This is a genomic window from Nonomuraea sp. NPDC048916, assembly GCF_040649575.1.
In the GTDB taxonomy this organism is placed as follows: Bacteria; Actinomycetota; Actinomycetes; order Streptosporangiales; family Streptosporangiaceae; genus Nonomuraea.
The window spans coordinates 38,539-62,655 of the sequence record NZ_JBEZFS010000001.1; the positions used below are offsets into that span (position 1 = coordinate 38,539).

The 24,117-nt window shown below is 73.0% G+C and carries 24 protein-coding genes; 7 read left to right on the plus strand and 17 right to left on the minus strand.

Annotation, left to right across the window (positions count from 1 at the left end; all coding sequences use genetic code 11):
- Positions 1 to 24: 24 nt before the first annotated feature.
- The 7 genes from pcaF to boxC are packed head-to-tail and all read right to left on the minus strand — an operon-like array spanning position 25 to position 9,075.
- Positions 25 to 1,230, minus strand: coding sequence for a 3-oxoadipyl-CoA thiolase (pcaF, locus tag AB0C16_RS00215; RefSeq protein WP_357677188.1), 1,206 nt, complete (start codon positions 1,228 to 1,230; stop codon positions 25 to 27).
- Positions 1,227 to 2,810, minus strand: coding sequence for a 3-hydroxyacyl-CoA dehydrogenase (locus AB0C16_RS00220; protein ID WP_357677701.1), 1,584 nt, complete (start codon positions 2,808 to 2,810; stop codon positions 1,227 to 1,229). The genes pcaF and AB0C16_RS00220 overlap by 4 nt, the downstream gene beginning before the upstream one ends.
- A 60-nt stretch (positions 2,811 to 2,870) precedes the next feature.
- Complete coding sequence (locus AB0C16_RS00225; RefSeq protein WP_357677190.1) at positions 2,871 to 3,389, minus strand: gamma carbonic anhydrase family protein; 519 nt, start codon at positions 3,387 to 3,389, stop codon at positions 2,871 to 2,873.
- Positions 3,389 to 4,246 (minus strand): amidohydrolase family protein, encoded by an 858-nt coding sequence (locus AB0C16_RS00230; protein ID WP_357677191.1) that lies wholly within the window; start codon positions 4,244 to 4,246, stop codon positions 3,389 to 3,391. The genes AB0C16_RS00225 and AB0C16_RS00230 overlap by 1 nt, the downstream gene beginning before the upstream one ends.
- 43 nt (positions 4,247 to 4,289) lie before the next feature.
- Entirely contained in the window at positions 4,290 to 5,894 is a 1,605-nt protein-coding gene (locus AB0C16_RS00235) for a benzoate-CoA ligase family protein (RefSeq protein ID WP_357677193.1), read from the minus strand.
- Positions 5,895 to 5,935: 41 nt separating this feature from the next.
- On the minus strand, positions 5,936 to 7,354 hold the full coding sequence (gene boxB / locus AB0C16_RS00240; RefSeq protein WP_357677195.1) for a benzoyl-CoA 2,3-epoxidase subunit BoxB: 1,419 nt from the start codon (positions 7,352 to 7,354) through the stop codon (positions 5,936 to 5,938).
- A gap of 2 nt (positions 7,355 to 7,356) precedes the next feature.
- Positions 7,357 to 9,075 (minus strand): 2,3-epoxybenzoyl-CoA dihydrolase, encoded by a 1,719-nt coding sequence (boxC, locus tag AB0C16_RS00245; RefSeq protein ID WP_357677197.1) that lies wholly within the window; start codon positions 9,073 to 9,075, stop codon positions 7,357 to 7,359.
- A gap of 159 nt (positions 9,076 to 9,234) precedes the next feature.
- Here boxC and AB0C16_RS00250 point away from each other — a divergent pair, with 159 nt between their 5' ends.
- Complete coding sequence (locus AB0C16_RS00250) at positions 9,235 to 10,095, plus strand: PaaX family transcriptional regulator C-terminal domain-containing protein (RefSeq protein ID WP_357677199.1); 861 nt, start codon at positions 9,235 to 9,237, stop codon at positions 10,093 to 10,095.
- Positions 10,096 to 10,171: 76 nt separating this feature from the next.
- Here the strand turns inward: AB0C16_RS00250 and AB0C16_RS00255 are convergent, their stop codons facing one another.
- The 7 genes from AB0C16_RS00255 to folE form a co-directional block, all read right to left on the minus strand.
- Entirely contained in the window at positions 10,172 to 10,873 is a 702-nt protein-coding gene (locus AB0C16_RS00255) for an ABC transporter ATP-binding protein (RefSeq protein WP_357677201.1), read from the minus strand.
- Positions 10,870 to 11,643 carry an ABC transporter ATP-binding protein gene (locus AB0C16_RS00260; protein WP_357677203.1) on the minus strand — a complete coding sequence of 258 codons (774 nt, stop codon included), beginning with the start codon at positions 11,641 to 11,643 and terminating at the stop codon, positions 10,870 to 10,872. Before AB0C16_RS00260 ends, AB0C16_RS00255 begins: the two co-directional genes overlap by 4 nt.
- Complete coding sequence (locus AB0C16_RS00265; protein WP_357677205.1) at positions 11,640 to 12,620, minus strand: branched-chain amino acid ABC transporter permease; 981 nt, start codon at positions 12,618 to 12,620, stop codon at positions 11,640 to 11,642. The genes AB0C16_RS00260 and AB0C16_RS00265 overlap by 4 nt, the downstream gene beginning before the upstream one ends.
- Positions 12,621 to 12,721: 101 nt before the next feature.
- On the minus strand, positions 12,722 to 13,591 hold the full coding sequence (locus tag AB0C16_RS00270) for a branched-chain amino acid ABC transporter permease (RefSeq protein WP_357677207.1): 870 nt from the start codon (positions 13,589 to 13,591) through the stop codon (positions 12,722 to 12,724).
- A gap of 4 nt (positions 13,592 to 13,595) precedes the next feature.
- Positions 13,596 to 14,813 carry an ABC transporter substrate-binding protein gene (locus tag AB0C16_RS00275; protein ID WP_357677209.1) on the minus strand — a complete coding sequence of 406 codons (1,218 nt, stop codon included), beginning with the start codon at positions 14,811 to 14,813 and terminating at the stop codon, positions 13,596 to 13,598.
- A 270-nt stretch (positions 14,814 to 15,083) separates the two neighbouring features.
- Positions 15,084 to 15,437 carry an ArsC/Spx/MgsR family protein gene (locus AB0C16_RS00280; RefSeq protein ID WP_357677211.1) on the minus strand — a complete coding sequence of 118 codons (354 nt, stop codon included), beginning with the start codon at positions 15,435 to 15,437 and terminating at the stop codon, positions 15,084 to 15,086.
- Positions 15,438 to 15,444: 7 nt separating this feature from the next.
- Entirely contained in the window at positions 15,445 to 16,056 is a 612-nt protein-coding gene (folE, locus tag AB0C16_RS00285; protein WP_357677703.1) for a GTP cyclohydrolase I FolE, read from the minus strand.
- 106 nt (positions 16,057 to 16,162) lie between these two features.
- Between folE and AB0C16_RS00290 the strand changes: the two genes are divergently transcribed.
- Positions 16,163 to 16,861, plus strand: coding sequence for a helix-turn-helix domain-containing protein (locus tag AB0C16_RS00290; RefSeq protein ID WP_357677213.1), 699 nt, complete (start codon positions 16,163 to 16,165; stop codon positions 16,859 to 16,861).
- Between the two features lie 3 nt (positions 16,862 to 16,864).
- A complete protein-coding gene (locus AB0C16_RS00295; protein ID WP_357677215.1) occupies positions 16,865 to 18,085 on the plus strand; it encodes an FAD-dependent oxidoreductase in 1,221 nt (406 codons plus the stop codon).
- 173 nt (positions 18,086 to 18,258) lie between these two features.
- On the opposite strand, the gene AB0C16_RS00300 is transcribed toward AB0C16_RS00295, so the two are convergent.
- Positions 18,259 to 19,008: a hypothetical protein gene (locus AB0C16_RS00300; RefSeq protein ID WP_357677217.1), complete on the minus strand. Its 750-nt coding sequence runs from the start codon at positions 19,006 to 19,008 to the stop codon at positions 18,259 to 18,261.
- Positions 19,005 to 19,403, minus strand: coding sequence for a rhodanese-like domain-containing protein (locus AB0C16_RS00305; protein ID WP_357677218.1), 399 nt, complete (start codon positions 19,401 to 19,403; stop codon positions 19,005 to 19,007). Before AB0C16_RS00305 ends, AB0C16_RS00300 begins: the two co-directional genes overlap by 4 nt.
- Positions 19,404 to 19,504: 101 nt before the next feature.
- Here AB0C16_RS00305 and AB0C16_RS00310 point away from each other — a divergent pair, with 101 nt between their 5' ends.
- The 4 genes from AB0C16_RS00310 (at position 19,505) to AB0C16_RS00325 (ending at position 23,894) form a co-directional block, all read left to right on the plus strand.
- Positions 19,505 to 21,976 carry a LuxR C-terminal-related transcriptional regulator gene (locus tag AB0C16_RS00310; protein WP_357677220.1) on the plus strand — a complete coding sequence of 824 codons (2,472 nt, stop codon included), beginning with the start codon at positions 19,505 to 19,507 and terminating at the stop codon, positions 21,974 to 21,976.
- Between the two features lie 169 nt (positions 21,977 to 22,145).
- Positions 22,146 to 22,595: a protein-tyrosine phosphatase family protein gene (locus AB0C16_RS00315; RefSeq protein ID WP_357677222.1), complete on the plus strand. Its 450-nt coding sequence runs from the start codon at positions 22,146 to 22,148 to the stop codon at positions 22,593 to 22,595.
- A gap of 47 nt (positions 22,596 to 22,642) precedes the next feature.
- Positions 22,643 to 22,903 carry a hypothetical protein gene (locus tag AB0C16_RS00320; RefSeq protein WP_357677224.1) on the plus strand — a complete coding sequence of 87 codons (261 nt, stop codon included), beginning with the start codon at positions 22,643 to 22,645 and terminating at the stop codon, positions 22,901 to 22,903.
- A gap of 46 nt (positions 22,904 to 22,949) precedes the next feature.
- Entirely contained in the window at positions 22,950 to 23,894 is a 945-nt protein-coding gene (locus AB0C16_RS00325) for an ATP-dependent DNA ligase (protein ID WP_357677226.1), read from the plus strand.
- A 29-nt stretch (positions 23,895 to 23,923) separates the two neighbouring features.
- Here AB0C16_RS00325 and AB0C16_RS00330 read toward each other — a convergent pair whose 3' ends face one another.
- On the minus strand, positions 23,924 to 24,106 hold the full coding sequence (locus AB0C16_RS00330; protein WP_357677228.1) for a hypothetical protein: 183 nt from the start codon (positions 24,104 to 24,106) through the stop codon (positions 23,924 to 23,926).
- Positions 24,107 to 24,117 lie beyond the last annotated feature (11 nt).

Here is a 24,117-nt window from a genome sequence, read left to right on the forward strand (position 1 = left end):
TCACGGGAAGGCTCGCGGGAGGGTTCATCGGACGCGCTCCAGCAGCACGGAGATGCCCTGGCCGACGCCGATGCACATGGTGGCGACGGCCCGGCGCGCGTCGGCGCGGTGCAGCTGGCGGGTCGCGGTGAGCACCAGCCGGGCCCCGCTCATGCCGAGCGGGTGGCCGAGGGCGATCGCGCCGCCGTTGGGGTTGACGTGCTCGGCGTCGTCGGGCAGACCGAGGTCACGCAGCACGGCCAGCGCCTGCGCGGCGAACGCCTCGTTCAGCTCGACGAGGTCGATGTCGGCGACGCCGAGCCCGGCGCGGTCGAGCAGCCTGCGGGTGGCCGGGACCGGCCCCAGCCCCATCACCCGGGGCGAGACACCGGCCGTGGCCGCCGACACGACCTCGGCGAGCGGGGTCAGCCCGTGACGTTCGACCGCCCGCTCGGAGGCGATCAGCAGGGCGGCCGCGCCGTCGTTGACGCCGGAGGCGTTGCCGGCGGTGACCGAGCCGCCCTCCCGGAAGGCCGGCCTCAGCCGGGCCAGCGCCTCCAGGTCGGTCTCGCGCGGGTGCTCGTCGCGCTCCACCAGCACCGGCTCGCCGCGCCGCCGCGGCACCGGAACGGGCGTGATCTCCTCGTCGAACCGGCCGTCGGCCTGAGCCTTGGCCGCCCGCTGCTGCGACCGGAGCGCGAACAGGTCCTGGTCCTCGCGGGAGACGCCGTGCTCGGCGGCGACGTTCTCGGCGGTCTCGCCCATCGAGTCGGTGCCGTAGACGGCGTCGAGGGCCTTGTTCACGAAGCGCCAGCCGATGGTCGTGTCGTAGATCGTGGCCGAGCGCGCGAACGCCGACTCTGCCTTCGGCATGACGAACGGGGCGCGGCTCATGCTCTCCACACCGCCCGCGATCACGAGGTCGGCCTGGCCGGCCCGTACGGCGCGCGCCGCGATGGCGACGGCGTCGGCGCCCGAGCCGCACAGCCGGTTGACGGTCGTGCCGGACACCGTCTCGGGCAGCCCGGCGAGCAGCAGCGCCATCCGCGCGACGTTGCGGTTGTCCTCGCCCGCCTGGTTGGCGCAGCCGAGCACCACGTCGTCGACCTCGGCCCAGTCGACCGCGGAGTTGCGCGCCACCAGGTCGCGCAGGACGTGTGCGGCCAGGTCGTCGGGCCGGACCGGGGACAGCGCCCCCGCGTAGCGGCCGATGGGGGTGCGGATGCCGTCGACGACGAATGCTCGGCTCATGTCAGGGCCTCTCCGGTCAGTGCGCGGCGGCGCAGCAGCGGGCTCGGGCGATAGCGGGGATCGCCGTACCCATCCTGCAGCGCGACCAGGATCGCGTGGACCGTCGCGGCGCCCCAGCGGTCGTCCCACGCGAGCGGGCCGACGGGGTAGTGGGTGCCGAGCCGCATCGCGGTGTCGATGTCCGCGCCGCTCGCGACTCCCTGGTGCAGCGCGTCGACCGCCAGGTTGACCAGCATCGCGACCGTACGGGCGACGACCAGGCCGGGCACGTCGTCGATCACGTGCACGTCCAGCCCGGCGGCCTGGAGCAGCCCCGCCGCCTCGTCGCGGGCGCGCTCGGGGCACCCGTCGGACACCGCCACCGCGATCGCCGTCGCCGTCGCGTCGTCGAGAGTCCGGTCGACCACGACCACCGGCACGCCGTGCCCGGCGGCCAGCTCCGTGGCGGAGGTGCCGGAGCACCGCACGAGCAACGCCCCGCTGGGCAGCTCGACCGTGCCGTGATCGTCCTCGCCTTCCAGGACGGCGACACCGGACCGGCGCAGCAGCACGTCGAGGTCGGCCGCGCCGTGGGCCACGACTTCGAGTGGCGCCTTCCGCGCCTCAGCCGGAACCGCCACCGGCGCCGTGCCTCCGGCGTCGTGGCGGACCGCCACCGGCGCCGCGCCTTCGGCATCGTGGCGGACCCCGTCGTGCGCCGTGCCTCCGGCGTCGCGCCGGGAACCGGCTCTCCGTCCCGCGCTGGACGGGTGCGCGTAGACGCCGTGGCCGGTCTTGCGGCCGAGGCGGCCGCCCTCGACCAGCGCACGCTGGGCGAGGGACGGGGCGAAGCGGGGGTCGTGGCCGAAGGCGGTCCACACCGTACGGGTGACCGCCTCGTTGACGTCGTGCCCGATCAGGTCCATGAGGGCGAACGGCCCCATGCGGAAGCCGCCGGCGCCGGTCAGCACGGCGTCGACGACGGCGGGCTCGGCGGCCCGCTCCTCCAGGAGCCGCCACGCCTCGGCGTAGAACGGCCGGGCGATCCGGTTGACGATGAAGCCCGGCGTCGCGGCCGAGCGCACCACGGTCTTGCCCCACGCCGCCACGAGCTCCCCGGCCATGGCGATGACCTCTTCGGACGTCTCCAGCCCCGGCACCACCTCGACCAGGCGCATCACGGGGGCCGGGTTGAAGAAGTGCAGGCCGACGATCCGCGAGGGGTGCCGGGCTGCGGCGGCGATCGCGGTGGGCGACAGCGAGGAGGTGTTGGTCGCCAGCACGCAGTCGGCGGCCACATGCTCCTCCAGGTCGGCGAAGAGCCGCCGCTTCACCTCGAGGTCCTCGACGACGGCCTCGACGACCAGGCCAGCCGGGGCCAGCTCGGCCGGCGTGCCGACGGCGGTGAGCATGAGGTCGTCCGGCCGGACGTCGATCCTGCCCTTGTCCGCCAGTGCCCCGACCCGCTCCCGGACGCCGGCCACGGCCCGGGCGGCGGCACCTGGCGCCGCGTCGAACAGCAGCACGGGGTGCCCGGCCACCGCCGCCGTCTGGGCGATGCCCGAGCCCATGGTGCCCGCACCGACCACCGCGACGACCATGCTCACGTGGGACGCTCCTCGGCCATGTCGTTCCCCTTTCAACGGATCAACCTCAACAAATCAGCCGACGCGTCGGAGCTCGGTCCGGTAGCGCTTGGCCAGGCCGTGGTAGAGGCCGACGGCCTCGGCGACCCACGCGCCCAGCTCCGGGGCGGGCCGCGGCCGGGCCGGCACGCCGAGCGCGACGTGCCCGGCCGGCACGACGGCGCCCTCCGGCACCAGGGCGGCGGCTCCCACGGCGGCTCCGGACTCCACGGTGGCGCGGTTCAGCACGACCGAGCCGGAGCCGATGAGGCAGTCGTCGCCGATCGCGCAGCCCTCGATGTGCACGTTGTGCCCGACCACGCACCGGGCGCCCACGAGGGTGGGCCACTGGGCGGTGGTGTGCACGACGGTGCCGTCCTGGATCGAGGTCAGCTCGCCGACCTCGATCCGGCCGTAGTCGCCACGCAGCACGGCGGCCGGCCAGACGGAGGCTCCGGCGCCAATCATGACCGCGCCGATCACGACGGCGTCGGGGTGGACGAAGGCTTCCGGGTGGATGTCCGGGGTCAGCTCGCCCAGAGCGTAGATGGGCATCAGGTCACCGATTTCAGGTTGTAGACGCGGGCCGCGTTGCCGGCCAGCACGAGCCCGGCCGTCTCCTCGTCGGGGCAGAGCGCGGCCACCGCGCGGGCGTTCCCGGCGATGCCCGGCACGCCGGGCCAGTCCGTACCGAAGATCATCCGTCTGGTGAGCCGGTTCCAGTTGTGCCGGGCGTAGTACTCGCGCAGCCGCGACGGAGGCAGCCCGGACAGCTCGATCCAGACCCGCTCGCTGGACAGCGCCATGAACGCCGCGGCGTCGTACCACCAGCCGCGACCGCCGTGCGCGAGCGCGATGTTCAGCCGGCGGAAGTCGCGCAGCACGTCGTCGAGCAGGATCGGGTCGGCGAAGGCGTTGGAGGAGCCGGGGAAGGTGCTGGTGCCGCAGTGCACGACGAGCGGGATGCCGGCCGACTGGCACAGCTCGTAGGCGGGGTAGAGCGCCCGGTCGTTGGCGGCGACGCCGGCGTGCACCGGATGGAGCTTGCAGGCGACCGCGCCGAGGTCGAGCTGCCGCTGGAGCTCCTCCTCGACGGGATAGTGCAGGTGCGGGTTGATGTTGGCGATCGGCAGCACCCGGCCGGAGTGGGCGGTGAGGGGCAGCAGGTCCTCGATCGGCTGGATGCCGGTGGCCTTCGGGCTGTACTCCGACAGCACCAGCGCCACGTCGACACCCTCCTCGGCGAGGTAGGCGTCGAACCGCGCCGGGTCCACGGTGCCTTCGGCGTCGTAGACCCGTTCCAGCAGCGACGCGTCGCCGAAGTCGTGCGCCCACCGCCGCCAGGCCGGCTTGAGGGTGGGCAGCCGCGCGGCGTGCACGTGGACGTCCACTAATGGGCGGCCGTCGAGCATCGGTTTCTCCTTGAGATCGGACGACGGTCGCGTTCGATGACGGTCATGACAGCGTGGCCTCCGCGTCGAGCAGCACGGTCGCCGCCTGGGCGCGCAGCTCGACACGGCGGATCTTGCCCGTGGCCGTGGTCGGGTAACCACCGACGAAGACGATCTTTCGTGGCCGCTTGACCGACGGCAGCCCCGCCCGGCAGAACTCGACCAGCTCGTCCTCGGTCACCGCGCTCCCGTCGTTCAGGACGACGTAGGCGACCGGCTTCTCCAGCCCGTCGAGGTCGGGCGCGGCGACGACCACGGCCTGGGCGACGGCCTCGTGGGCGAGCAGCCGGTTCTCGACCTCCGCGGGCGACACCCAGATGCCGCTGGCCTTCAGCATGTCGCCGGTGCGGCCGAGGCAGACGTAGTAGCCGTCCTCGTCCTGGACGTAGGTGTCGCCGGTGCGCAGCCACTCGCCCTGGAACACCTGGCGGGAGGCGTCGTAGCGCGACCAGTAGCCGGTGGCGGTGGAGTCTCCCCGTACGAACAGCGTGCCGGGGGTGCCCTGCGCCACCTCGCGCCCGTCGTCGTCGAGGATGCGCAGGTCGTAGCCGGGCACCGCGACGCCGGTGGTGCCCGGCCGGACCGCGCCGGGCCGGTTGGACAGGAAGATGTGCAGCATCTCGGTCATGCCGATGCCGTCGAGGATGTCGACGCCGAACCGTGTGGTCCACCGCTGGTAGAGCGCGGCGGGCAGCGGCTCGCCGGCGGAGGCGGCCAGCCGCACTCCTGACAGCGCCTTCTCGGGCAGGCCGGCGCGGAGCATGCCGGCGAAGAACGTGGGCCCGGCGAAGAACAGGGTCACGCCGTGCTCCTGGACGCGCTCGGCCAGTGTGTCGGGTTTGGACGGCGCGGGTTCGAGGACCGTGGCGGCGCCGGCCGCCAGCGGGAAGAGCACGGAGTTGCCCAAGCCGTAGGCGAAGAACGCCTTGGCCGCCGACAGGCACAGGTCGTCGGGCCGGATGCCGAGCACCCGCTCGCCGTACGTCTCGCAGACGACGCGGATGGATCCGTGCCGGTGCATGGCGGCTTTCGGCGTGCCGGTGGTGCCGGACGTGTAGAGCCAGAAGGCCGGTGAGTCGGCGCCGGTCGGGTAGATCTCGCCGCCCGGGTCGCCGCCCCGGTCGGCGCCCCCGTCCGCGCCCGGGTCCGCGCCCCGGTTCGCGCCCGGGTCCGTGGCCGCCAGCTCGGCCAGGGAGTGGACCGGGAGGCCCACCGCGACCCGCGCGCCGTCGCCGGCCAGGACGCCGGCCAGCTCGGGCGCGTCCACCGCCGCCCGCGCGGCGACCTCGGCGAACTCCCGGGTCACCCCGAGGAACCTGGCCCGCGAGTCGCGCAGTAACTCGGCCAGCCCGTCGGCGCGCAGCATCGTGGAGACCGGCACGGGCACCGCGCCGATGCGCATGGCCGCGAGGAACACGGTCACGAAGTCGGGCGAGTCGGCCATGAACATCAGCAGCCGCTGCTCGGGCTCGAGCCCGGCGGCGCGCAGCCCCGCCGCCGTGCGCCGGACCCGGTCGTGCAGCTGCGCGTAGGTGAGGTCACCGTGCGCCCCGGTCAGCGCCAGGCGTGCCCCCCGCCCGCCGTCGACATGCCGGTCCAGCAGGTACACGCTTGCATTGAACAGATCAGACAAGGTCAACCGTCCGGGTTCTAGACGAGGCGCACGTAGTCGTAGTCGAAGGGCTTGCCGTTGATGCCCTGGCGCGGGGGCGCGATCCAGGCTGCGATCTTGCCGCGTTCGTGCACCGGCCGCATCAGCGAGCGGACGTGCGCCTTGTCGACGTCGGTGGGCAGCCAGGCGCCCTTGCGCCGCTCCCACTCCTCGGCCGTGATCACCTCGCCCTGGGGTGTGACCTCGATGCCGGCGAACGCGCCGACCCTGCGGTTGAACGCGCGGTGCGGCAGGAACAGCCGCTGCGGCATGCCGGCGTCCTCGAGGATCTTGTTCCACCGGTTGACGCCGTTCTGGCAGTCGCCGATGTACTCGCCGCGCAGGTCGGTGTTGAGGCCGACCAGCGCCGCGACCTCGGTCTGGCCGATCCGGCCGTCGTTCACCGAGTCGACCATGATCGAGTCGTCGGTCAGCCGGTGGTCGTCCCTGCGGCGCTCCTCCGACCAGCGGCCCTTGAGGCCGGCGGTGAAGTAGTTGGCCACGTTGGTCGAGGTCTCCGAGCCGAACAGGTCGAGCGAGACCGAGTAGTGGAAGTTCAGATATTTCTGGATCACGTCCAGCGGGATGCCGCCGTGGCCGACGACGTCGTCGGTGTCGTGCTCCCGCATCAACTGCACGGTCCGCTGCACGACTCGGTCGATGCCCGTCGTCCCCACGAACATGTGGTGCGACTCTTCCTTGAGCATGAACTCGCAGGTGCGCGACAGCGGGTCGAACGCGCTCTCCTTCAACGTGCCGAGCTGGTACTTCCCGTCGCGGTCGGTGAAGTAGGTGAACATGAAGAACGACAGCCAGTCGGGCGTCTCCTCGTTGAAGGCCCCGAGGATGCGCGGTGACTCCTCGCTGCCGGAGTTGCGCTGCAGCAGTTCCTCGGCCTCCTCGCGCCCCTCACGGCCGAAGTACGCCTGCAGCAGGTAGACCATGGCCCACAGGTGGCGTCCCTCCTCGACGTTGACCTGGAACAGGTTGCGCAGGTCGTACAGGCTGGGCGAGGTGGCGCCGAGGTTGCGCTGCTGCTCGACCGAGGCGGGCTCGGTGTCACCCTGGATGACGATCAGCCGTCGCAGGTCGGCGCGATACTCGCCGGGCACCTTCTGCCAGACGGGCTCGCCCTTGTGCTGGCCGAAGGCGATGCGCCGGTCGCGGTCGCGCTCGGCGAGGAAGATGCCCCACCGGTAGTCCTTCATGGCGACGTGCCCGAAGTGGGCCCAGCCCTCGCGCCCCACGTTGACGGCGGTGCGCAGGTAGACGTCCCGCGTGGGCAGGGTGGGGCCCATGGACTCCCACCAGTCGAGGAAGTTGGGCTGCCAGGACTCCAGGGCGCGCTGCAGCCGGCGGTCCTCGTGCAGGTCGACGTTGTTGGGGATCTTCTCCGAGTAGTCGGCGGTGCTGGTCATGGTCAAACTCGCTTCTTGTCGAAGTCGGCGCGCTGCCCGGTGCCGAACTTGCGCAGCGCGCCGTCGGGCCCGGAGGCGTTGGGACGGTAGAAGATCCAGTTCTGCCAGGCGGTGAGCCGTCCGAAGATCTTGGTCTCGATCGTCTCGGGGCCGGCGAAGCGGTAGTTGGCCTCCAGGCCGGTGAGCGCGTCGGGGCTGAAACTGGAGCGTTCCTCGATCGCGATGCGCACCTCGTCGGCCCAGTCGATGTCGTCCGGCGCGAACGTCACCAGGCCGAACCGCTCGGCCTCCTCCGCCTGCAGGGGCCGCCCCGCGTGGGCCTCGGCCGCCGCCAGGGCGTCGTCGTCGCCGTGGAAGCGGGTGCCGAGCCGGGTCAGGCCGTTGCCCATCGGCAGCGGGCCCCGGTTCATCGGGCCGACGGTGATCGCGGCGGGCTCGGCGTCGGAGTCGACGTCCTCGAACACGCCGAACAGCTGGAAGGAGCGGTCGGCGGCCAGCGCGAGCTCCAGCAGCGAGCCGGCGAAGCAGCTGCCCGGCTCGGCCAGCGCGATCAGGCTGCGGCTGGTGACGTCGAGCCGCTTGAGCGTGCGCTTGAGGAAGAGCACGATCTCGCCGGCCAGCCAGTCGTCGCGGTGCTCCAGCAGCAGTGCGTCGTAGGCCAGCACCCGCTCCGCGTCGCCCAGGGTGCGGAACACCCAGGTGCCCAGCTCGGTCTCGTTGGCGCGCAGGTCGAGGATCAGGTCGTCGAGCTCCCGCGTCACGGCGAGCGTCCAGAACTCCGCGCCCTGCTCGTGGATCCCGGCGGCGTCGCCGGGCGGGCCGGTCTCGGGGCCGCGCACGGTGATCTCCACGCAGCCGCGCCCGTGGTCGAGGGTCGCCGTCACGTGCCGGTACGCGATCTCGTCCGCGGTGCGGGACTTGGCCAGCGGGGTGAGCTCGATCCCCGTGGCCCCGTCGGGACGGGTGGAACGGGCGGCGAACTCGGCCGCCCGCCGCGCCACCGTCTCGTCCCAGCGGGAACGGGGCACCGCCTCGTCCACCAGCCGCCATCCCACGGCCTTCTTGCCGCCCACGCCCTCGGACCTGGTCGAGAAGTAGTCGGCCAGGTCGCGGCGGACGTGGCGCTTGTCGGACACGCGGGTCAGGCCGCCGGTGCCCGGCAGCACACCGAGGAGCGGCAGCTCGGGCAGCGACACCGCCGACGAGCGGTCGTCGACCAGCATGATGTGCTCGCAGGCCAGGGCGAGCTCGTAGCCGCCGCCCGACGCGGTGCCGTTGAGCGCGGCGACGTAGGTCTGCCCGGAGTTGGCGGAGGCGTCCTCGATGCCGTTGCGGGTCTCGTTGGTGAACTTGCAGAAGTTCACCTTCCACGCGTGTGAGGAGGCGGCCAGCATGTGGATGTTCGCGCCGGCGCAGAAGATCTTCTCCTTGCCGCTGGTCACCACGACCGTGCGCACCTCGGGATGCTCGAACCGGAGCCGCTGCACGGCGTCGTGGAGCTCGATGTCGACGCCGAGGTCGTAGGAGTTGAGCTTGAGCTCGTAGCCGGGCACCAGCCCGCCCTGCTCGTCGACGTCCATCGTGAGCGTGGCCACCGGGCCGTCGAAGGCGAGGCGCCAGTGCCGGTAGCGGGACGGGTGGGTCCGGAACTCCACTCGCGCCTGCGCGCCCTCCGACCGGGCGTCCGCGGGCACGCTCGGCTCACTTGCCAGGGTGGTCATCAGGCCGTCCTCCTGCTGCTGTGTCGACTGCCTCAATACTCCACATGGTTTTCGCCTACCGTCAAGAATCAGTAGCATTTTGTCCTGTGATCGTCGGTAGCCGACCTACGCGGGGTTATCCTGCGTTCACCCGAGTCCACAAGGAGGGGCGCACATCCCATGCCCCGCGTCGCACCCGAGCCCGCGGCCAAGCCGACCTACACCCGCCGCCGCCAGGCCGGATCGGGCAGCGCCAGGTCCCTGATGCTCACCGTGTTCGGCGAGTACGTGCTGCCGCAGGCCGAGCCCGTATGGACCTCGACCCTGCTGCACGTCCTGGGCGGCCTCGACGTGGAGGAGAAGTCCACCCGCCAGGCGCTGGCCCGCATGGCCGCCGACGGCTGGATCGTCGCCGAGCGGCGCGGGCGCCGGGTGCGCTGGGCGCTGACCGGCCACGGCCGTGAGCTGCTGTCCGAGGGCGCCGAGCGCATCTACACCTTCGGCCGCGACCGCGACTCCTGGGACGGCCGCTGGCTGGTGCTCCTCGCCACCGTGCCGGAGAGCAAGCGCGACCTGCGCCACCAACTGCGCACGAGGCTCACCTGGGCAGGCTTCGCCAGCCCGATCCCCGGCGTGTGGGTGAGCCCCCACGCCTCCCGCGAGGCCGAGGCCAAGCAGGTGGTCGAGAGCCTCGGCCTCGACATCACGGCCTTCTCCTTCAGCGGCCCCTACGCCGGCGTCGGCTCCGAACGCGCCATGGTGGAGCAGGCCTGGCACCTCGGCGACCTCGCCACCGCCTACACCGCCTTCGTCCAGGAGTTCGCCGGGCTGCGGCCCAGCCCTGGCGACCCGGTGCTGTTCACGCAGATCCGCCTGGTGCACGCCTGGCGGCGCTTCCCCATGCTCGACCCGCAGCTGCCCCAGGAGCTGCTGCCGCCCGACTGGATCGGCGTCCGCGCCGCCAACGTCTTCAACGACCTGCACCAGGCCTGGCACCCGCCGTCACAGGAGCACTGGACCGAGCTGTCCGCACGCGGCTGACGAGCGCCCTTGACGAGCGCCGTTGACGAGCGCCGTTGACGAGCCCACCGTTGAGAGCCCGCGATCGGCTACCCGGCTACCCGGCTACCCCCAGGAGGTCGCGGGCGCGGCCGGCGTCGGCCCGAAAGTCCGTCACCGAGCCCTCGTGCACGACGCGGCCCTTCGACATGACCAGCACCCGGGAGGCCACGGCGAAGGCCATCCGGAGGTTCTGCTCGACCAGCAGGACGGCCATGCCCCCGGCCACCAGGTCGAGCAGGAGCTCCTGGACCCGGTCCACGATGACGGGAGCCAGGCCGTCGGACGGCTCGTCGAGCAGGAGCAGCCGCGGGTCGCTCAGCAGGGCCCGGCCGATGGCCAGCATCTGCTGCTCGCCGCCCGACAGGTGCGAGGCCAGGTGGTCGCGCCGTTCGGCGAGGCGCGGCATGGTCTCGTACACGCGCTCACGGGTCCAGGAGCGGCCGCGCGCGGCGATCGCGAGGTGCTCCTCGACGGTGAGCGTCGCGAACACCCGCCGGCCCTGCGGGACGATCGCGACGCCCGACCGGGCCACCACGTTGGGCGCCTGCCGGCTCACCTCACGCCCGCCCACGCGGACCGAGCCCTGGCTCGGGCGGACGAATCCGGCGACGGCATGGATCAGGGTGGTCTTGCCGACGCCGTTGCGGCCGAGCAGGGTGACGGCCTCGCCCGGGGCGACCGTCAGGCCGACCCCGTCGAGGACGCGACCGCCGTCATAGCCCGCGACCAGGTCCCGGACTTCGAGCAGGGCCGTCATGACGCCTCCGTGAACAACTCGTCGGTCGAGTCGGCGCCGAGGTAGGCCCGCTGCACGTGCTCGTCCGCGCGGACCTCGTCGGGGGTGCCCGAGGCGATGACGCTCCCGGCCGCCAGGACGGTGACCTGCCGGGCCAGCCGGAAGACGACGTCGAGGTCGTGCTCCACGATCACCATCGACAGCTCTTCGGGCAGCCGTTCGACCAGCTCGGCGAAGCGGTCGGTCTCGGCGGCCGACATGCCCGCGGTCGGCTCGTCGAACAGGACCAGTGACGGCTCGCAGGCCAGCACCATGGCCACCTCCAGCTGGCGACGTTCCCCGTGCGACAGCGAGCCCGCGAGGTGGCCGTGCCGGCCCGGAAGCCCGGCGGAGGCGAGGTGGGCGTGGGCCCGTTCGGTGACTTCCGCGTCGCGTCGCCTGCGCCGGAACGGGCGCAGCGGCCGGCCGTGGACGCGCTCGGCGGCCAGGCGCACGTTGTCGAGCACGGTGCAGCCGAGGAACAGGCTGGAGTGCTGGTAGGTGCGGACCAGCCCGCCGGCCGCCCGCCCGGCCTCGCTGACCTCGGTCACGTCCGCGCCGTCGAACTCGATCCGGCCGGACGTGGGAGGCCGGATGCCCGCGACCACCGAGAACAGCGACGACTTGCCCGCGCCGTTGGGACCGATCAGGGCGTGCCGGGCGCCTTTCGGCACCGACAGGCTGACCTTGTCCACCGCCGTCAGCCGCCCGTACGCCAGGGACACCGCGTCCAGGCGGAGGATGTCGCTCATGGGAATCCCTTCTCGCGGGCGCGTAAGCGACCGAGTACGGCCCGGACGCGTGGCAGCAGGTAGACCCCGGCGACGAACACGATGCCGAGGAGCAGCGGGCCGCGCCCGTCGACGTAGTCGGAGACCTCGTCGCGGACGAGGATCACCAGCGCCGCCCCCAGGCACGGCCCCCAGAGGCTGCCCGCTCCCCCGATGACCACGCTGAGCAGAGCGAACGCGGCGACGTCGAAGCCGAGGTCGGTGGGCGAGACGAACCTGGCCTGGGCGGTCCACAGGGTGCCCGCGGCCCCCGCCACCGCTCCGGCCAGCCCGTACGCGGCGAGCTTGGCGGAGTAGGTGCGCTGGCCGAGCGCCCGCAGGCGCGGCTCGTTGTCGCGGATGCCGCGCAGCGTGCGGCCGAACGGCGCCCGCATCGCCCGCGCCACCAGGAGGAAGACCACGACGAAGACGGCCAGCACCCACCAGTAGACGAATCCGGACAGGGTCAAGGCGGGCCCGCCCGGCAGCACGCTGATCGGCGGGATCCCGGCCAGGCCGTTGGTCCCGCCGACCGCCGTCCAGGAGGCCGCGACCTGGTGGGTGAGCTCCCCGACCGCGAGCGTCACCATGAGGAAGACGATGCCCTTGGTCCGCACCACGATCGCGCCCGTGGCCAGGGCCAGCGCGGTGGCGACGAGCACGCCGGCCAGGAGTTGCACGGCCGCGTTGCTCGTCCAGTGGATGCCGACCAGGGCCGCGGTGTAGGCGCCGGCGCCGAAGTAGGCCACCTGGCCGAGGGTGGGCAGGCCGGTCACCCCGGTGAGGATGTCGACGCTCACCACCAGCAGCGCGAAGGCCAGCACCCGGGAGGCCAGTGTGATCGGGTAGGCGCCGAGGACCAGCGGCAGGGCGGCGAGCACGACGACCACCGCCAGCGGGACCAGCAGGCGCCCGGCCCGCCCGCGAACGACCGATGGGACGGCCATGACGGTTCTCATGGAGGCAGCCTTCATATCGGCGGCGTTCGTGTCGGCACGGTTCGTATCGGCGGCGTTCGTGTCGGCGGCGTTCGTGTCGGCGGCGTTCGTGTCGGCGGGGCTCATGCGTGCGCCGGCCCTCGCGCCGGGAGGAGGCCCGCGGGCCGGAGCAGCAGCACCGCGGCCATCGCGGCGAACAGCAGGAAGGACGCCTGGTCGGGCAGCAGGGCCACCCCGAGGGCCTGCACCTGCCCGACGAGCACGGCACCGAGCAGCGCGCCGCGGACCGAGCCGAGGCCGCCGATCACCACCACGACCAGGGCCAGCAGCAGGACCGTGTCGTCCAGTCCCGGCTGGGCGCCGAGGACCGGGCCGGCGAGGACGCCGCCGACGGCGGCCAGCGCGGCTCCGGCGGCGAAGACGCTGATGACCAGCCGGCGGGTGCGGATGCCCATCGCCTCGACCATCTGGCGGTCGGCCACGGTGGCCCGCAGCGTCGCGCCGATCCGGGTCCGCTCCAGCAGCAGGTGCAGCCCGACCGCCACCACGACCCCGACGACGACCAGGGCCAGCCGGTAGGCCGGGTACGCCTGGCCGAACAGGCCGACCGAGGCGTCGAGCCCGGGGGGCGGCGCGACGGAGCGCACCTCGTTGCCGAAGAACTCGCTGATCAGCTCGGTGATGATCAACGCTGTACCCAGGGTCAGCAGGGCCTGGTCGAGGTGGCCGCGTACCGGGATCGACATGCCCGCCAGCGCCGCGCCCGCCAAGCCTCCGACCAGCGCGGCGACGAGCACGGCGGCCACGAACCCGGCCACCGAGGCGTGGCCCTCGATCAGGGCCACGGCCACGTAGGCGCCGACCAGGTAGACCGCGCCGTGGGCGAGGTTGAGCACGTCCATGATGCCGAAGACCAGCGAGAGCCCCACGGCGATCAGGAAGAGGATCGCGCCGAGCGCCAGGCCGTTCAGGACGGTGACGGCGTACTGCATCGAGCTAGCCCTTGGCCAGTTCGCTGACCAGCGCGTTCACGTAGGCGCCCGAGCGCTCCTCGACCTTGCGCAGGTAGTAGGGCTGCTCGGGGTCGTGCTCGGCGTCGAAGGTCCACGTGCCGCGCGGGCTGTCGACGGCGCCGATCTCGGCCAGCGCCTTGGAGATGGCCTCGCCATCGGTCGTGGCCGCCTTGGCCAGGGCCGCGTCGAGCACCGCCGCCGCGTCGTAGGCCTGCACCGCGTAGACCGTGGGCGCCTCCTTGAAGGCGGCCTGGTAGGCGGTGACGAACTCCTTGTTCTTCGGGGAGTCGATGAGGTCGCTGTAGTGCAGGGAGGTCTGCGTGCCCACGGCCGCCGCGCCCTGCGCGTCGAGCACGGCGCCCTCGGTGACGAACCCGGTGCCGAACAGCGGGAGGTCGCCGGAGAGCCCGAACTGGTCGTACTGCTTGACGAAGCCGACCGCCTCGGCGCCGGCATAGAAGCAGAAGACCGCCTTCGCCCCGGTGCCCTTGATCTTGCTCAGGTACGGCTGGAAGTCCTTGGTGGTGCCGAACGGCGTGTAGGCCTCGCCCGCCACCTTGCCGCCGGCGTCCTCGAACGCCTTCTTGAAGCCGCCCACCATCTCCTTGCCGGCCGCGTAGTCGGCGGTGATGAGGTAGACCGGCTCGCCGCCGACCTGCTTGGCCACCTCGGCGCCGAGCGAGGCGCCGACGGCGTTGTTGGTGAACGAGGTCCGCCAGATGTACGGCGATCCGCCGCTCGTGGTGACGTCGTCGGCGCCGGCGTTGGCGATGATGAGCGGCACCTTGGACTCGATGAAGGTGTCGCGCAGGCCGAGCGCGGTCGCGGAGTTGACGATGCCGACGACGGCGCCGGCCTTGTCCTGGGTGACCAGCTTGGTGGCGGCCGGCACTCCGGTCTGCGGGCCCTCGCCCTCGTCGGAGACCTTCAGGTCGATCTCCTTGCCGCCGAGCTTGCCGCCGTGCTGGTCGAGGTAGAGCTTGAAGCCGTTCTCCATGTCGGCTCCGAGCGGGGCGTAGACGCCGGACTTCGGGACGACCAGCCCGATCGTGGCCGGGCCGCCGGCCGCCTGGGACGCGGGTTGTTCCCCGGAGATGGCGGAGCCGCCGCAGGCGGTCGCGAGGCCCGTGAGCAGGGCGGCGATGACCATCGAGCTGCTTCGCCGGCGGGCGCGTGACGACTTGGGCATGGGGACGTCCATCCGATTCTGCTCCTTCTCGGGCACCCGACCGCCCCCAGCGCGAATGCCGTGACCTGCGTGCTTGCCCGGCAAAGGCGGTGGGGTGACTCACATCGGTGACTCACGTCACCCTGCACCGCCCGAAAGTCCCACATCATGGTGACGAGTGTCAACGATTCCGTAGCAAGTCACACCGGGGCGACGATGTACGGCGACGGCGAGACCGCGTGGAGCGACTCGACGAGGTGCGCCCGCCGGGCGAGCACCCGGCGCTGGTCACGCAGCCGCCGGTCACAGGACCGAGCGGACGGCCTGCTCGGTCCGCGCCACGACGGACGGCCCGTCGGCGGCGGTGATGATGGGGCGCTGGATCAGGATCGGATGGGCGGCCAGCGCCCGGATCCAGCGGTCACGGTCGGCCGGGGTGCGGGACCAGCCGGCCAAACCGAGCTCGGCGGCGGCGGGCTCGCCGAGCCGGGTGATGTCCCAGGGTTCGAGCCCCAGCCTGGCCAGCACGTCGCGCAGCTCGTGCTCGGCGGGCGGGTCTTCGAGGTAGCGGCGGACGGTGTAGTCGGCCTGCTCGGCGTCCAGGATCGACAGCGCGGACCGGCACTTCGAACAGTCGGGGTTGATCCAGATCTCCATGCGTCCTTCAGGGGTTCGGGCGTCCGGTGAGGGCGAAGAACTCGCCGCGCGAGCGAGCGTCGTCTCGAAGGGTCCCCAGCAGGGTAGAGGTGACCGTACGGGATCCGGGGGCCTGGACACCGCGCAGGGTCATGCAGGTGTGGTCGGCTTCGATGACCACGCCGACCCCCCGGGGATCGAGCCGGGCCTGGAGCCAGTCGGCGACCTGCCTGGTGAGACGCTCCTGCACCTGGGGGCGGCAGGCGAAGTGCTCGACGATCCGGGCCAGCTTCGACAGGCCCACGATGCGCCCGCCGGGTAGGTAGCCGACGTGGGCGACACCCGCGAAAGGCAGCAGGTGGTGCTCGCAGACCGAGCGGAGGGGGATGTCACGGACCAGGACCAGCTCGTCGTAGCCCTCGTCGTTGGGGAAGGTGGTCAGCTCGAAGGGCCGCGGGCTGAGCATCTCGGCGTAGGCGCGGGCCATCCGCCGGGGCGTCTCGCGCAGCCCCTCGACGTCGGTTTCGATGCCGAGGGCGGACAGGAACCGCTCGGCCGCGCGTTCGGCCTCGGCCAGGTCGATTCCGTCGGCGGAGCGGATCGGCGCTGGGGCGTGTCGGTGTGTCACGACGGACTGGATGGCGTCCACCTCCTATTTAACCAACCAAGATTAGTTATATAGCGACAGTAGCGCAGGATGTAGCTATTTAGCTAATGGTGATAGGTGTTAATCTGATGAGGTGAACATGGAGGACCCGACCCGGGCGGCCGTCGCGGCGCTCAGTGACGACCTGCGGCGCCGCATGTACGACTTCATCCGGCGCTCCGACGGTCCGGTGACCCGCGACGAGGCCGCCGAGAGCGTCGGGATCTCCCGCAAGCTCGCCGCCTTCCACCTGGACAAACTGGTCGACGTGGGGCTGCTCTCAGCCGGCTACGGCCGGCCGGGCGGGCCGCGCCAGGTGGGCCGCGCGCCCAAGGTCTACCGGCCCACCGGCCTCGACGTCCAGATCAGCATCCCGCCCCGGGAGCACGGCCTGCTCGCCGACATCCTGCTCGACGGCCTACGCGCCCAGCGCCCGCAGGAGAGCGGGCTGGACGCGGCGCTCCGCGTGGCCAGAGCCCGGGGCCACGAGCTCGGCGCCGCCGAGCACGACCGCACGAGACCCGGACGCCTCGGCCCCGAGCGCGCCCTCACCTGCGCCGGCCAGATGCTCGAAAGCCACGGCTTCGAGCCCGTGCGCGTCACCCCGACCCTGGTCCGGCTGCGCAACTGCCCCTTCCACCCACTGGCCGCCAAGGACCCCGACCTGGTCTGCGCGATCAACCACGCCTTCCTCGCCGGTTTCCTCGACGGCCTCGGCGCCACCGGCCTGTGCGCCACCCTCGCGCCCCGGCCCGGCGCCTGCTGCGTCGAACTCGGCACCAACCCGACAGGAGCCTGACCCATGACATTCGTGATCGCAGGCGGCGGCCTGGCCGCCGCCAAGACCGCCGAGGCCCTGCGCGAGCAGGGTTACGACGGCCGCCTCGTGCTGGTGGGCGCCGAGCCCCACCTGCCCTACGAGCGGCCACCGCTGTCCAAGGACTACCTGCAGGGCAAATCCGAGCGGGAGAAGATCTTCGTCCACGACGCGGCCTGGTACCGAACCCACCACGTCGAGCTGCTTCAGGGCACCCAGGTGACCGGCATCGACCGCGCCGGCCACCGGCTCGACCTGTCCGGCGGCGAGCGCCTCGGCTACGACAGGCTGCTGCTGGCCACCGGCGCCACGCCCCGCCGCCTGCCCGTTCCCGGCGCCGACCTGGACGGCGTCCTCTACCTGCGCACCGTCGACGACAGCGAGCGGCTGCGCGACACCCTGGCCACCGCCTCCCGCGTCGCGATCGTCGGCGCCGGCTGGATCGGCCTGGAGGTGGCCGCCGCCGCCCGTGCCGCCGGCGCACAGGTCAGCGTGCTGGAAGCCGAGCGGCAGCCGCTGCTGCGCGTGCTCGGCCCCCGGATCGCCGCCGTCTTCGCCGACCTGCACCGCGAGCACGACGTAGACCTGCGGCTCGGCGTGCAGGTCAGCGAGATCACCGGCGAGGGCGGCAGGGCCTCGGGGGTGCGGCTGGCCGACGGCACCCACCTGCCGGCCGACGCGGTCATCGTCGGCATCGGCGCCGCCCCCAACACCGGCCTCGCGGCCGAGGCCGGGCTCAAGGTGGACGACGGGATCGTGGTGGACGCCGGCCTGCGCTCCTCCGACCCCGACATCTTCGCCGCCGGCGACGTGGCCAGCGCCTACCACCCGCTGCTCGGCACCCACATCCGCGTCGAGCACTGGGCCAACGCCCTCAACCAGCCCGCCGTGGCCGCCCGCTCGATGCTCGGCCAGGAGGCCGTCTACGACCGGCTGCCCTACTTCTACACCGACCAGTACGACCTGGGCATGGAATACACCGGCCTCGCCCGGCCCGGCCACAACGACGACGTCGTCGTCCGGGGCGACCTCGCCTCCCGGCGGTTCATCGCGTTCTGGCTCGACGACGGCAGGGTGGTGGCCGGCATGAACGTCAACATCTGGGACGTCACGAGCCAGATCCAGGAGTTGATCCGCTCCGGCCGCCCTGTCGACCGCGCCCGGCTGGCCGACTTCGACACCCCCCTCCACGAGGCCACCCTCTGAGGCCCCGCCGCGGATCGGCCATCTCCCGGCCGGTCCGCACCCCACCGGCCGGGAGATGGCCGGTCCACACCCACCGGCCACGCCATGGCTGTTCCACACCCCACCGGCCGGGCACTGGTGAGTCCACACCCCACCGGCCACGCCATGGTGGGTGTGTGAGCCACGGGCGCCTCTCAGACTTCGGCGATGGGGCGACCGTACGTGACGGCGTCGAGGACGGCCGCCGGGGTGGTGGAGCGAAGGGCGGCGTCGGGACGCGCGCCGAGCGCGGCGTTGACCGTCGAAAACGCGATGCGCAGCGCGACGAACACCGTGATCGCGAAGATCTGGGCGTCGTCGAAACCGGCCTCGCGCAGCGACCGCACGTCCTCGGCGCAGGTCCCGCTCGGATCGCGCGCCACCTTGCGCGCCCACCGGGCCATCGCCCGCTCACCGTCCGTGAGCCCACCGCCGTCCGCCAGCCCACCGCCGTCCGTGAGCCCACCGCCAACCGCCAGGTCGCCGCCGTCCGCCAACCCAGCACCGTCCGTAAAGCCACCGCCGTCCGCCAAGCCACCGCCGTCCGTCAGGTGGCCGCCCGCTGTGGGCGGCTGCTTGAGGGACAGGTGGTCGTCGTCTTCGCGGAGGACGGCGGAGGCGGTGAGCGGGTCGGTCTCCGCGGCCAGCCGGCCGCCCCACACCAGCGAGCAGTACGAGTCGCCGAGGGCCGAGGCGCAGGCGGCGACGAGGACGCCGCGCCCGCGCAGGTCCAGCCCGTGCACCCGGCCGGTCTCCCCCATCAGGTCGAAGAGCCCGTTGAGGAGGGCGGGCCGGTAGGCCCACAGCCTGGACAGGTTCATCACGTAGCCGACCTCGGCCACGTCCTCGTCGAACACCTGCCGCCCCTCGGCCGTGGGTGGCGGGACGCCGAGGAAGCCGGTCACGACGGGTCGCCGGGACGGAAGGTCACCGGGCGGCCGTCCGCCTTCCAGGCCGTCAGCCCGCCGTCGAGATGCGAGACGTCGGTGTAGCCGAGCTCCTGCAGGGTGCTCGCGGCGAGCGCGGACCGGCCGCCGGAGGCGCAGTAGAGGATGGTCGGCGCCGAGGGGTCGAACTCCTCGCGGTGGTAGGGGCTGCCGGGGTCGGCCCAGAATTCCAGCATCCCGCGCGGCGCCCGCACCGCTTCCGGGATGCTGCCCTCGCGCCGGACCTCGTCGGGCTCGCGGAGGTCGACCAGCGTCACGGCGCCGGTTTCGAGGGCTTCGGCCACCTCGGCCACCGACAGGTTGCGGACCCGGTCCCGGGCGCGTGCCACCAGTTGCTTGACGGAGTCGCTCATCGTGCCTGCCTTCCGGTAAAGGGGGGTACCCGGTCATTGGACACCGGGGCCGTGATCGCCCACATCCGTGCTCAGTACGGAAATGACGGGATACTCCCCTCATGGAGTCCGATCCGCTGCGGGCGGCCGGGGTGACGCCACGCGAGTCCCAGATCTTCTGGCTCGTGGGCGACCGCCTGCACAACCGCGAGATCGCCGACAGCCTCCAGGTGTCGGAGCGGACCGTGGAGAGCCACGTGTCGTCCCTGCTGCGCAAGCTCGGCGGGTCGAGCCGCCTGGCACTGGTCGACGCGGCGGTGCGGCTGCGGGCCCGCCGGGAGCCCGGCACCGTGCTGCCCAGCCCGCTGTCGTCGTTCGTCGGGCGGGCCCGGGAGACCGACGACCTGCTCGGGCTGGTCGGAGCCCACCGGCTGCTGACGCTGACCGGTCCGGCGGGCACCGGCAAGACCCGGCTGGCGCTGCGGCTGGCGCAGTCGGTGACCACGTTGCCGCCGGCCGTGCTGGTCGATCTCGCGTCCGTGCCACCCGGGGACGACGTGGAGCGCGCGTTCGCCGACGCCCTCGGCGTCTCCGGCGACGAGCGGAGGCTGCGTTCCCTGATCCGCGAGGCGCTCGCCGAAGGCCGCCACTGGCTGCTGGTCGACAACTGCGAACACGTCACCGGCACCGCGGCGGCGCTGCTCGCCGACCTGCTGGCCACCACGGGTCACCTGCACGTGCTGGCCACCGGTCACGGCCCGCTCGGTGTCGCCGGGGAGGTCGTCTACGAGATCCCGCCGCTGCCGCTGCCCGAGGAGGTGGACGACCCGCCGGCCGTGCTCGGCGCGGCAGCCGGACAGCTGTTCGCGGACCGCGCGGCCGCGGTGTCGCCCGGCTTCGAGGTCACCCCGGGCAACGCCCGGCACGTCGCGATGATCTGCCGCCGGTTGGACGGCCTGCCGCTGGCCATCGAACTCGCCGCCGCCCGGATCCGGTTCTTCTCCCCGGCCGAGCTGCTGGCCCGGCTGGACGACCGGTTCGCGCTGCTGACCGACGGGGCGCAGGGGCGGCACCGCACGCTGGAGGAGGCCCTCCAGTGGAGCTACGACCTGCTGGGCGGCGACGAACGGCTGCTGTTCGAGCGGTGCGCGGTGTTCCCCGGCGAGTTCGACTACGACACCGCGGCGCAGATCCTGGCCTATCCGCCGCTGGGCTCCGCCGATCTCGTCCGGCTGTTCCCGCGCCTGCTGGACCGTTCGCTGATCTCCCGCCGCCGGCGCGACGAGACCACCGAGTACCGGCTGCTCGACAGCGTCCGCCAGTTCGCGCACCGGCGACTGGTGTCGCGCGGCGCCGCCGGCACGGCCCGCGAGCAGCACGCCCGCCACCACCTCCGGCACGGGGTGGCCCTCCTGGCCGACCTGCGCGGGCGGGACCAGGCCGGCGCGATGCGCTGGTTCGACCGCCACTGGGCCGACCTGCGGACCGCGATGCGCTGGGCCCTCGATCGGCCGGACACCGTGGCCGCCTGGGAGTTCCTGGCCGGCGTCGGGACGGGCTGGGAGATCCTCGGCGCCCGGGGCGAGCTGTTCGGCTGGATCGACCGGCTGCTCGAACGCCCCCTCCCGGACGGGTCGCTGGGGGTCCGGGCGGCCGTCACGTGCTCCGTCCTGCTGGCGTACCAGGACACCGGGCGCGCCCTGACGTTCGCCGAGCAGGCGTACGAGCGCGCCGGGGACGACACCGGGCCGGACCGGGCCCTCGCCCTGCTCGCCCTCGGCTGGGTGAAGATGTACGGCGAGCGGCGCGCGTCCGCGATCGGCCACCTGGAGCTGGCGGTGTCGAGCTTCGAGCTGCTGGGCGACGACTGGCACCGGGCGCTGACGATGTCCGCGCTCGGGCACGCCACGGCCGGCACCGCGACCTGCCTGACCCTGACGGCCCAGGCCGCCGATCTGTTCGGCCGGCTGCGCGACCACGTGAAGCGCGCCAACTGCCTCAACCAGATGGCGATCCGCGCGATCGAGGACCACAGCCGTCTCGACGACGCCGCGCTCTGGTTGGCCGAGGCCGGCCGGCTGGCCCGGCTCAGCGGCAACGAGCACGAGCGGTTGCACGCCGAGGTCTTCCGGGCCCGCCTCGACCAGCACCACGGCGACCACGCGACCGCCCGGACCGGCTACACCGCCCTCCTCGGGCAGTTCCGGCGGATCGGCGACCGCCGCTGCACGGCCCGCTGTCTGCTCGGCCTCGGCCGCGCCGCGGCATCGGACGGCGACCACGGCCTGGCCCGTCGCCACCTCACCGAGGGCCTCGAACTGGCCGTCGGCCTCGGCGACCCGCGCGCCGTGATGACGGGCCTGTGCCTGCTCGCCGAATGCGACCACGCGACCGGCCGCTTCGAGCGCGCCGCCACCCTGCTCGGCGCCGCCGAACGCCTCGACCCTGAGCTGCGCGCGCACCTGTTGCCCGGCAACGCCCTGCACGCGTCCCTCCGCGACGAGCTCGGCGCCGCCGCCCTCGCCGCCGCCCTCGCCACCGGCCACCGGACCCCCCTGCCCGACCTGCTCTCCTCTGAGCGCATCGGACGCTGAGCGCATCGGACACCCCACCCGCCTGCTCACCCCGCTGAGCACACCGGACGCTGAGCACATCGAACGCCCGCACCGGCTTGTTCTCGGCTGAGCATGCGGTCCTGCCGGGCCGGGGAGCCGGTCGCCGGCCGCAGTGCGGGGCGCGATGGCGGTGGGCGACAATCGGCGGATGACGGCATCCCTGGCCGGTGCGATCCGGCTGCCCGACGGTGTTCCGGTGCGGGGTCGCGGGCTCCGCGATCCGGCCCCCACCGGCCCCGCCCCCGACTTCGGGCTCTACCTCGGGCTCGACCGGCTGCGACGGCGTCACCAGGACGCGCTGCACTGGCCGTGCGAGTGGATCCGCTGGCCGGACTTCCTGCTGCCGCTGGACCGCCACGCGGCCGCGCGGTCGATCGTCGACCTGCACGAGCGCGCGCGGTCGGGGCTGGCCGTCGAGGTGGCCTGCGCCGGCGGCGTGGGCCGGACCGGCACGGTGATCGCCTGCCTGGCCACCCGCGCCGGGTTGTCCCCCGAGGAGGCCGTCCGGTGGGCCCGCGAGCACCACCACCATCGGGCGGTCGAGACGCCCTGGCAGCGCCGGTGGGTGGCCTGGTTCGCGAATCACCCCGAGTCGTGACATATGGCTGGGATCCTCTCGTAACGGACTAGAAGGAGAGCATGGACATGCACGTGGTGAAGCGGGTCGCGAGCTGGCTGGGACTGGCCGGTCACCTCTGCACGCTGCCGTTCTACCTCTCGAGCGGGCTGGCGGCGCCGCTGTGGGCGATCGTCGTGCTGCTCGCGCTCTGGCTGGCGCTGCTGGGCGTCTCCATCCTGGCCGTACAGGCGCGCTCGCCGTGGGGGCTGCTCGTCCCGGCCGTCGCGGTGGGAGCCTGGCTGGGCGGCGTGTCGGCCGGCGAGGCGTTCCTGGGCTGGACGGCCTGACCCGCCGATGTTGACCCGCGCACCGCGAATCGGCAGGGTGGGGCGGGTGACCAGCGATGAGACGCGGGACGGAGTGTCGCTGACCAATCTCGACCAGCCGCTGTTCGACGAGGCGAACGCGACGAAACGAGATCTGGTCGACTACCTGGACGCGGTCCGTGACCGCATCCTGCCGGTCCTGCGGGAGCGGGCATTGTCGGTGATGCGCGTGCGGCCGGGCCAGGCGCCGTTCATGCAGAAGAACGTCCCCAAATACGCCCCCTCCTGGGTGCGTACGGTGTCCGTCTGGGCAGAGGCCTCGCACCGGCAGGTGTCCTATGCGCTGTGCGACGACCGCCGGACCCTGCTGTGGTTCGCCAACCAGCGGGCGGTCGAATACCACCCGGCGCTGTTTCGCGGCGAGCACCCGACCCACCTCGTGCTCGACCTCGACCCGCCGGTGGACGACGCGTTCCCGCTGGCCGTACGAGCCGCCCGGCTGGTGCGGCAGGCCCTGGACGACGCCGGGCTGGCGGGCGCGGTGAAGACCAGCGGCGCGAAGGGGCTGCACGTGTTCGTGCCGGTGGTGGCGGGCACCGCGATGGACGACCTGGCCGCGGCCACCCGCGCCCTGGCCGCCCGCGCCGAGGTGCTCGACCCCGGGCTCGCCACCACGGCGTTCATCCGCGACGACCGGGAGGGCAAGGTGTTCCTCGACTCCACCCGGGCCGGCGGGGCGACGGTCGTGGCCGCCTACAGCCCGCGCATCCGGCCCGGCACTCCGGTGTCCTTCCCGGTGGCGTGGGAGGACCTCGACCGGGTGACGCCGGCCGACTTCACCGTCCACACGGCGGCGCGGCTGCTCGGCGACGGCGACCCCTGGGCCGAGCGGATGCCCGAGCCGCAGCGCCTGCCCGCCGACCTGGTCGAGCAGGGGCACACGATCCCGATCGCCCGCGTCCAGGCCATGCACGAGGGCAAGCGCCGCGCCCGCGCCCGCCGCGAGGAGTGAGCGCGTCGCCGAGAGAGGCGGGGAGCGGGTCAGCGGAGTTGTTCGAACCAGCGCAGCGCGATCGGGAGCGAGCGGAACGCGGAGGTCCGGTGGTCGACGTCGCCCACGTCGGTGAGTGAGGCGGTGGCGCCGCCGGCGCGGAGGTCGCGCAGGCAGTTGCGCGAGTTGAGGATCGTCACGTCCCGGTCGCCCCGCCCGGCGAACAATCGCACCGGCGCCTCGG

Bases quoted from the DNA above. Each gene is read 5' to 3' on its own strand.
- AB0C16_RS00225 (WP_357677190.1), bottom strand. From the start codon at position 3,389: ATGCCCATCTACGCTCTGGGCGAGCTGACCCCGGACATCCACCCGGAA.
- AB0C16_RS00290 (WP_357677213.1), top strand. From the start codon at position 16,163: ATGGAGGACCCGACCCGGGCGGCCGTCGCGGCGCTCAGTGACGACCTG.
- AB0C16_RS00315 (WP_357677222.1), top strand. From the start codon at position 22,146: ATGACGGCATCCCTGGCCGGTGCGATCCGGCTGCCCGACGGTGTTCCG.
- AB0C16_RS00295 (WP_357677215.1), top strand. From the start codon at position 16,865: ATGACATTCGTGATCGCAGGCGGCGGCCTGGCCGCCGCCAAGACCGCC.
- AB0C16_RS00260 (WP_357677203.1), bottom strand. From the start codon at position 11,643: ATGAGCGACATCCTCCGCCTGGACGCGGTGTCCCTGGCGTACGGGCGG.
- AB0C16_RS00280 (WP_357677211.1), bottom strand. From the start codon at position 15,437: ATGGAGATCTGGATCAACCCCGACTGTTCGAAGTGCCGGTCCGCGCTG.
- AB0C16_RS00265 (WP_357677205.1), bottom strand. From the start codon at position 12,620: ATGAGAACCGTCATGGCCGTCCCATCGGTCGTTCGCGGGCGGGCCGGG.
- pcaF (WP_357677188.1), bottom strand. From the start codon at position 1,230: ATGAGCCGAGCATTCGTCGTCGACGGCATCCGCACCCCCATCGGCCGC.
- AB0C16_RS00270 (WP_357677207.1), bottom strand. From the start codon at position 13,591: ATGCAGTACGCCGTCACCGTCCTGAACGGCCTGGCGCTCGGCGCGATC.
- AB0C16_RS00230 (WP_357677191.1), bottom strand. From the start codon at position 4,246: ATGCTCGACGGCCGCCCATTAGTGGACGTCCACGTGCACGCCGCGCGG.
- AB0C16_RS00255 (WP_357677201.1), bottom strand. From the start codon at position 10,873: ATGACGGCCCTGCTCGAAGTCCGGGACCTGGTCGCGGGCTATGACGGC.
- AB0C16_RS00275 (WP_357677209.1), bottom strand. From the start codon at position 14,813: ATGGACGTCCCCATGCCCAAGTCGTCACGCGCCCGCCGGCGAAGCAGC.
- AB0C16_RS00305 (WP_357677218.1), bottom strand. From the start codon at position 19,403: ATGAGCGACTCCGTCAAGCAACTGGTGGCACGCGCCCGGGACCGGGTC.
- AB0C16_RS00220 (WP_357677701.1), bottom strand. From the start codon at position 2,810: ATGGTCGTCGCGGTGGTCGGTGCGGGCACCATGGGCTCGGGCATCGCC.
- AB0C16_RS00250 (WP_357677199.1), top strand. From the start codon at position 9,235: ATGCCCCGCGTCGCACCCGAGCCCGCGGCCAAGCCGACCTACACCCGC.
- AB0C16_RS00310 (WP_357677220.1), top strand. From the start codon at position 19,505: ATGGAGTCCGATCCGCTGCGGGCGGCCGGGGTGACGCCACGCGAGTCC.
- boxC (WP_357677197.1), bottom strand. From the start codon at position 9,075: ATGACCACCCTGGCAAGTGAGCCGAGCGTGCCCGCGGACGCCCGGTCG.
- boxB (WP_357677195.1), bottom strand. From the start codon at position 7,354: ATGACCAGCACCGCCGACTACTCGGAGAAGATCCCCAACAACGTCGAC.
- AB0C16_RS00320 (WP_357677224.1), top strand. From the start codon at position 22,643: ATGCACGTGGTGAAGCGGGTCGCGAGCTGGCTGGGACTGGCCGGTCAC.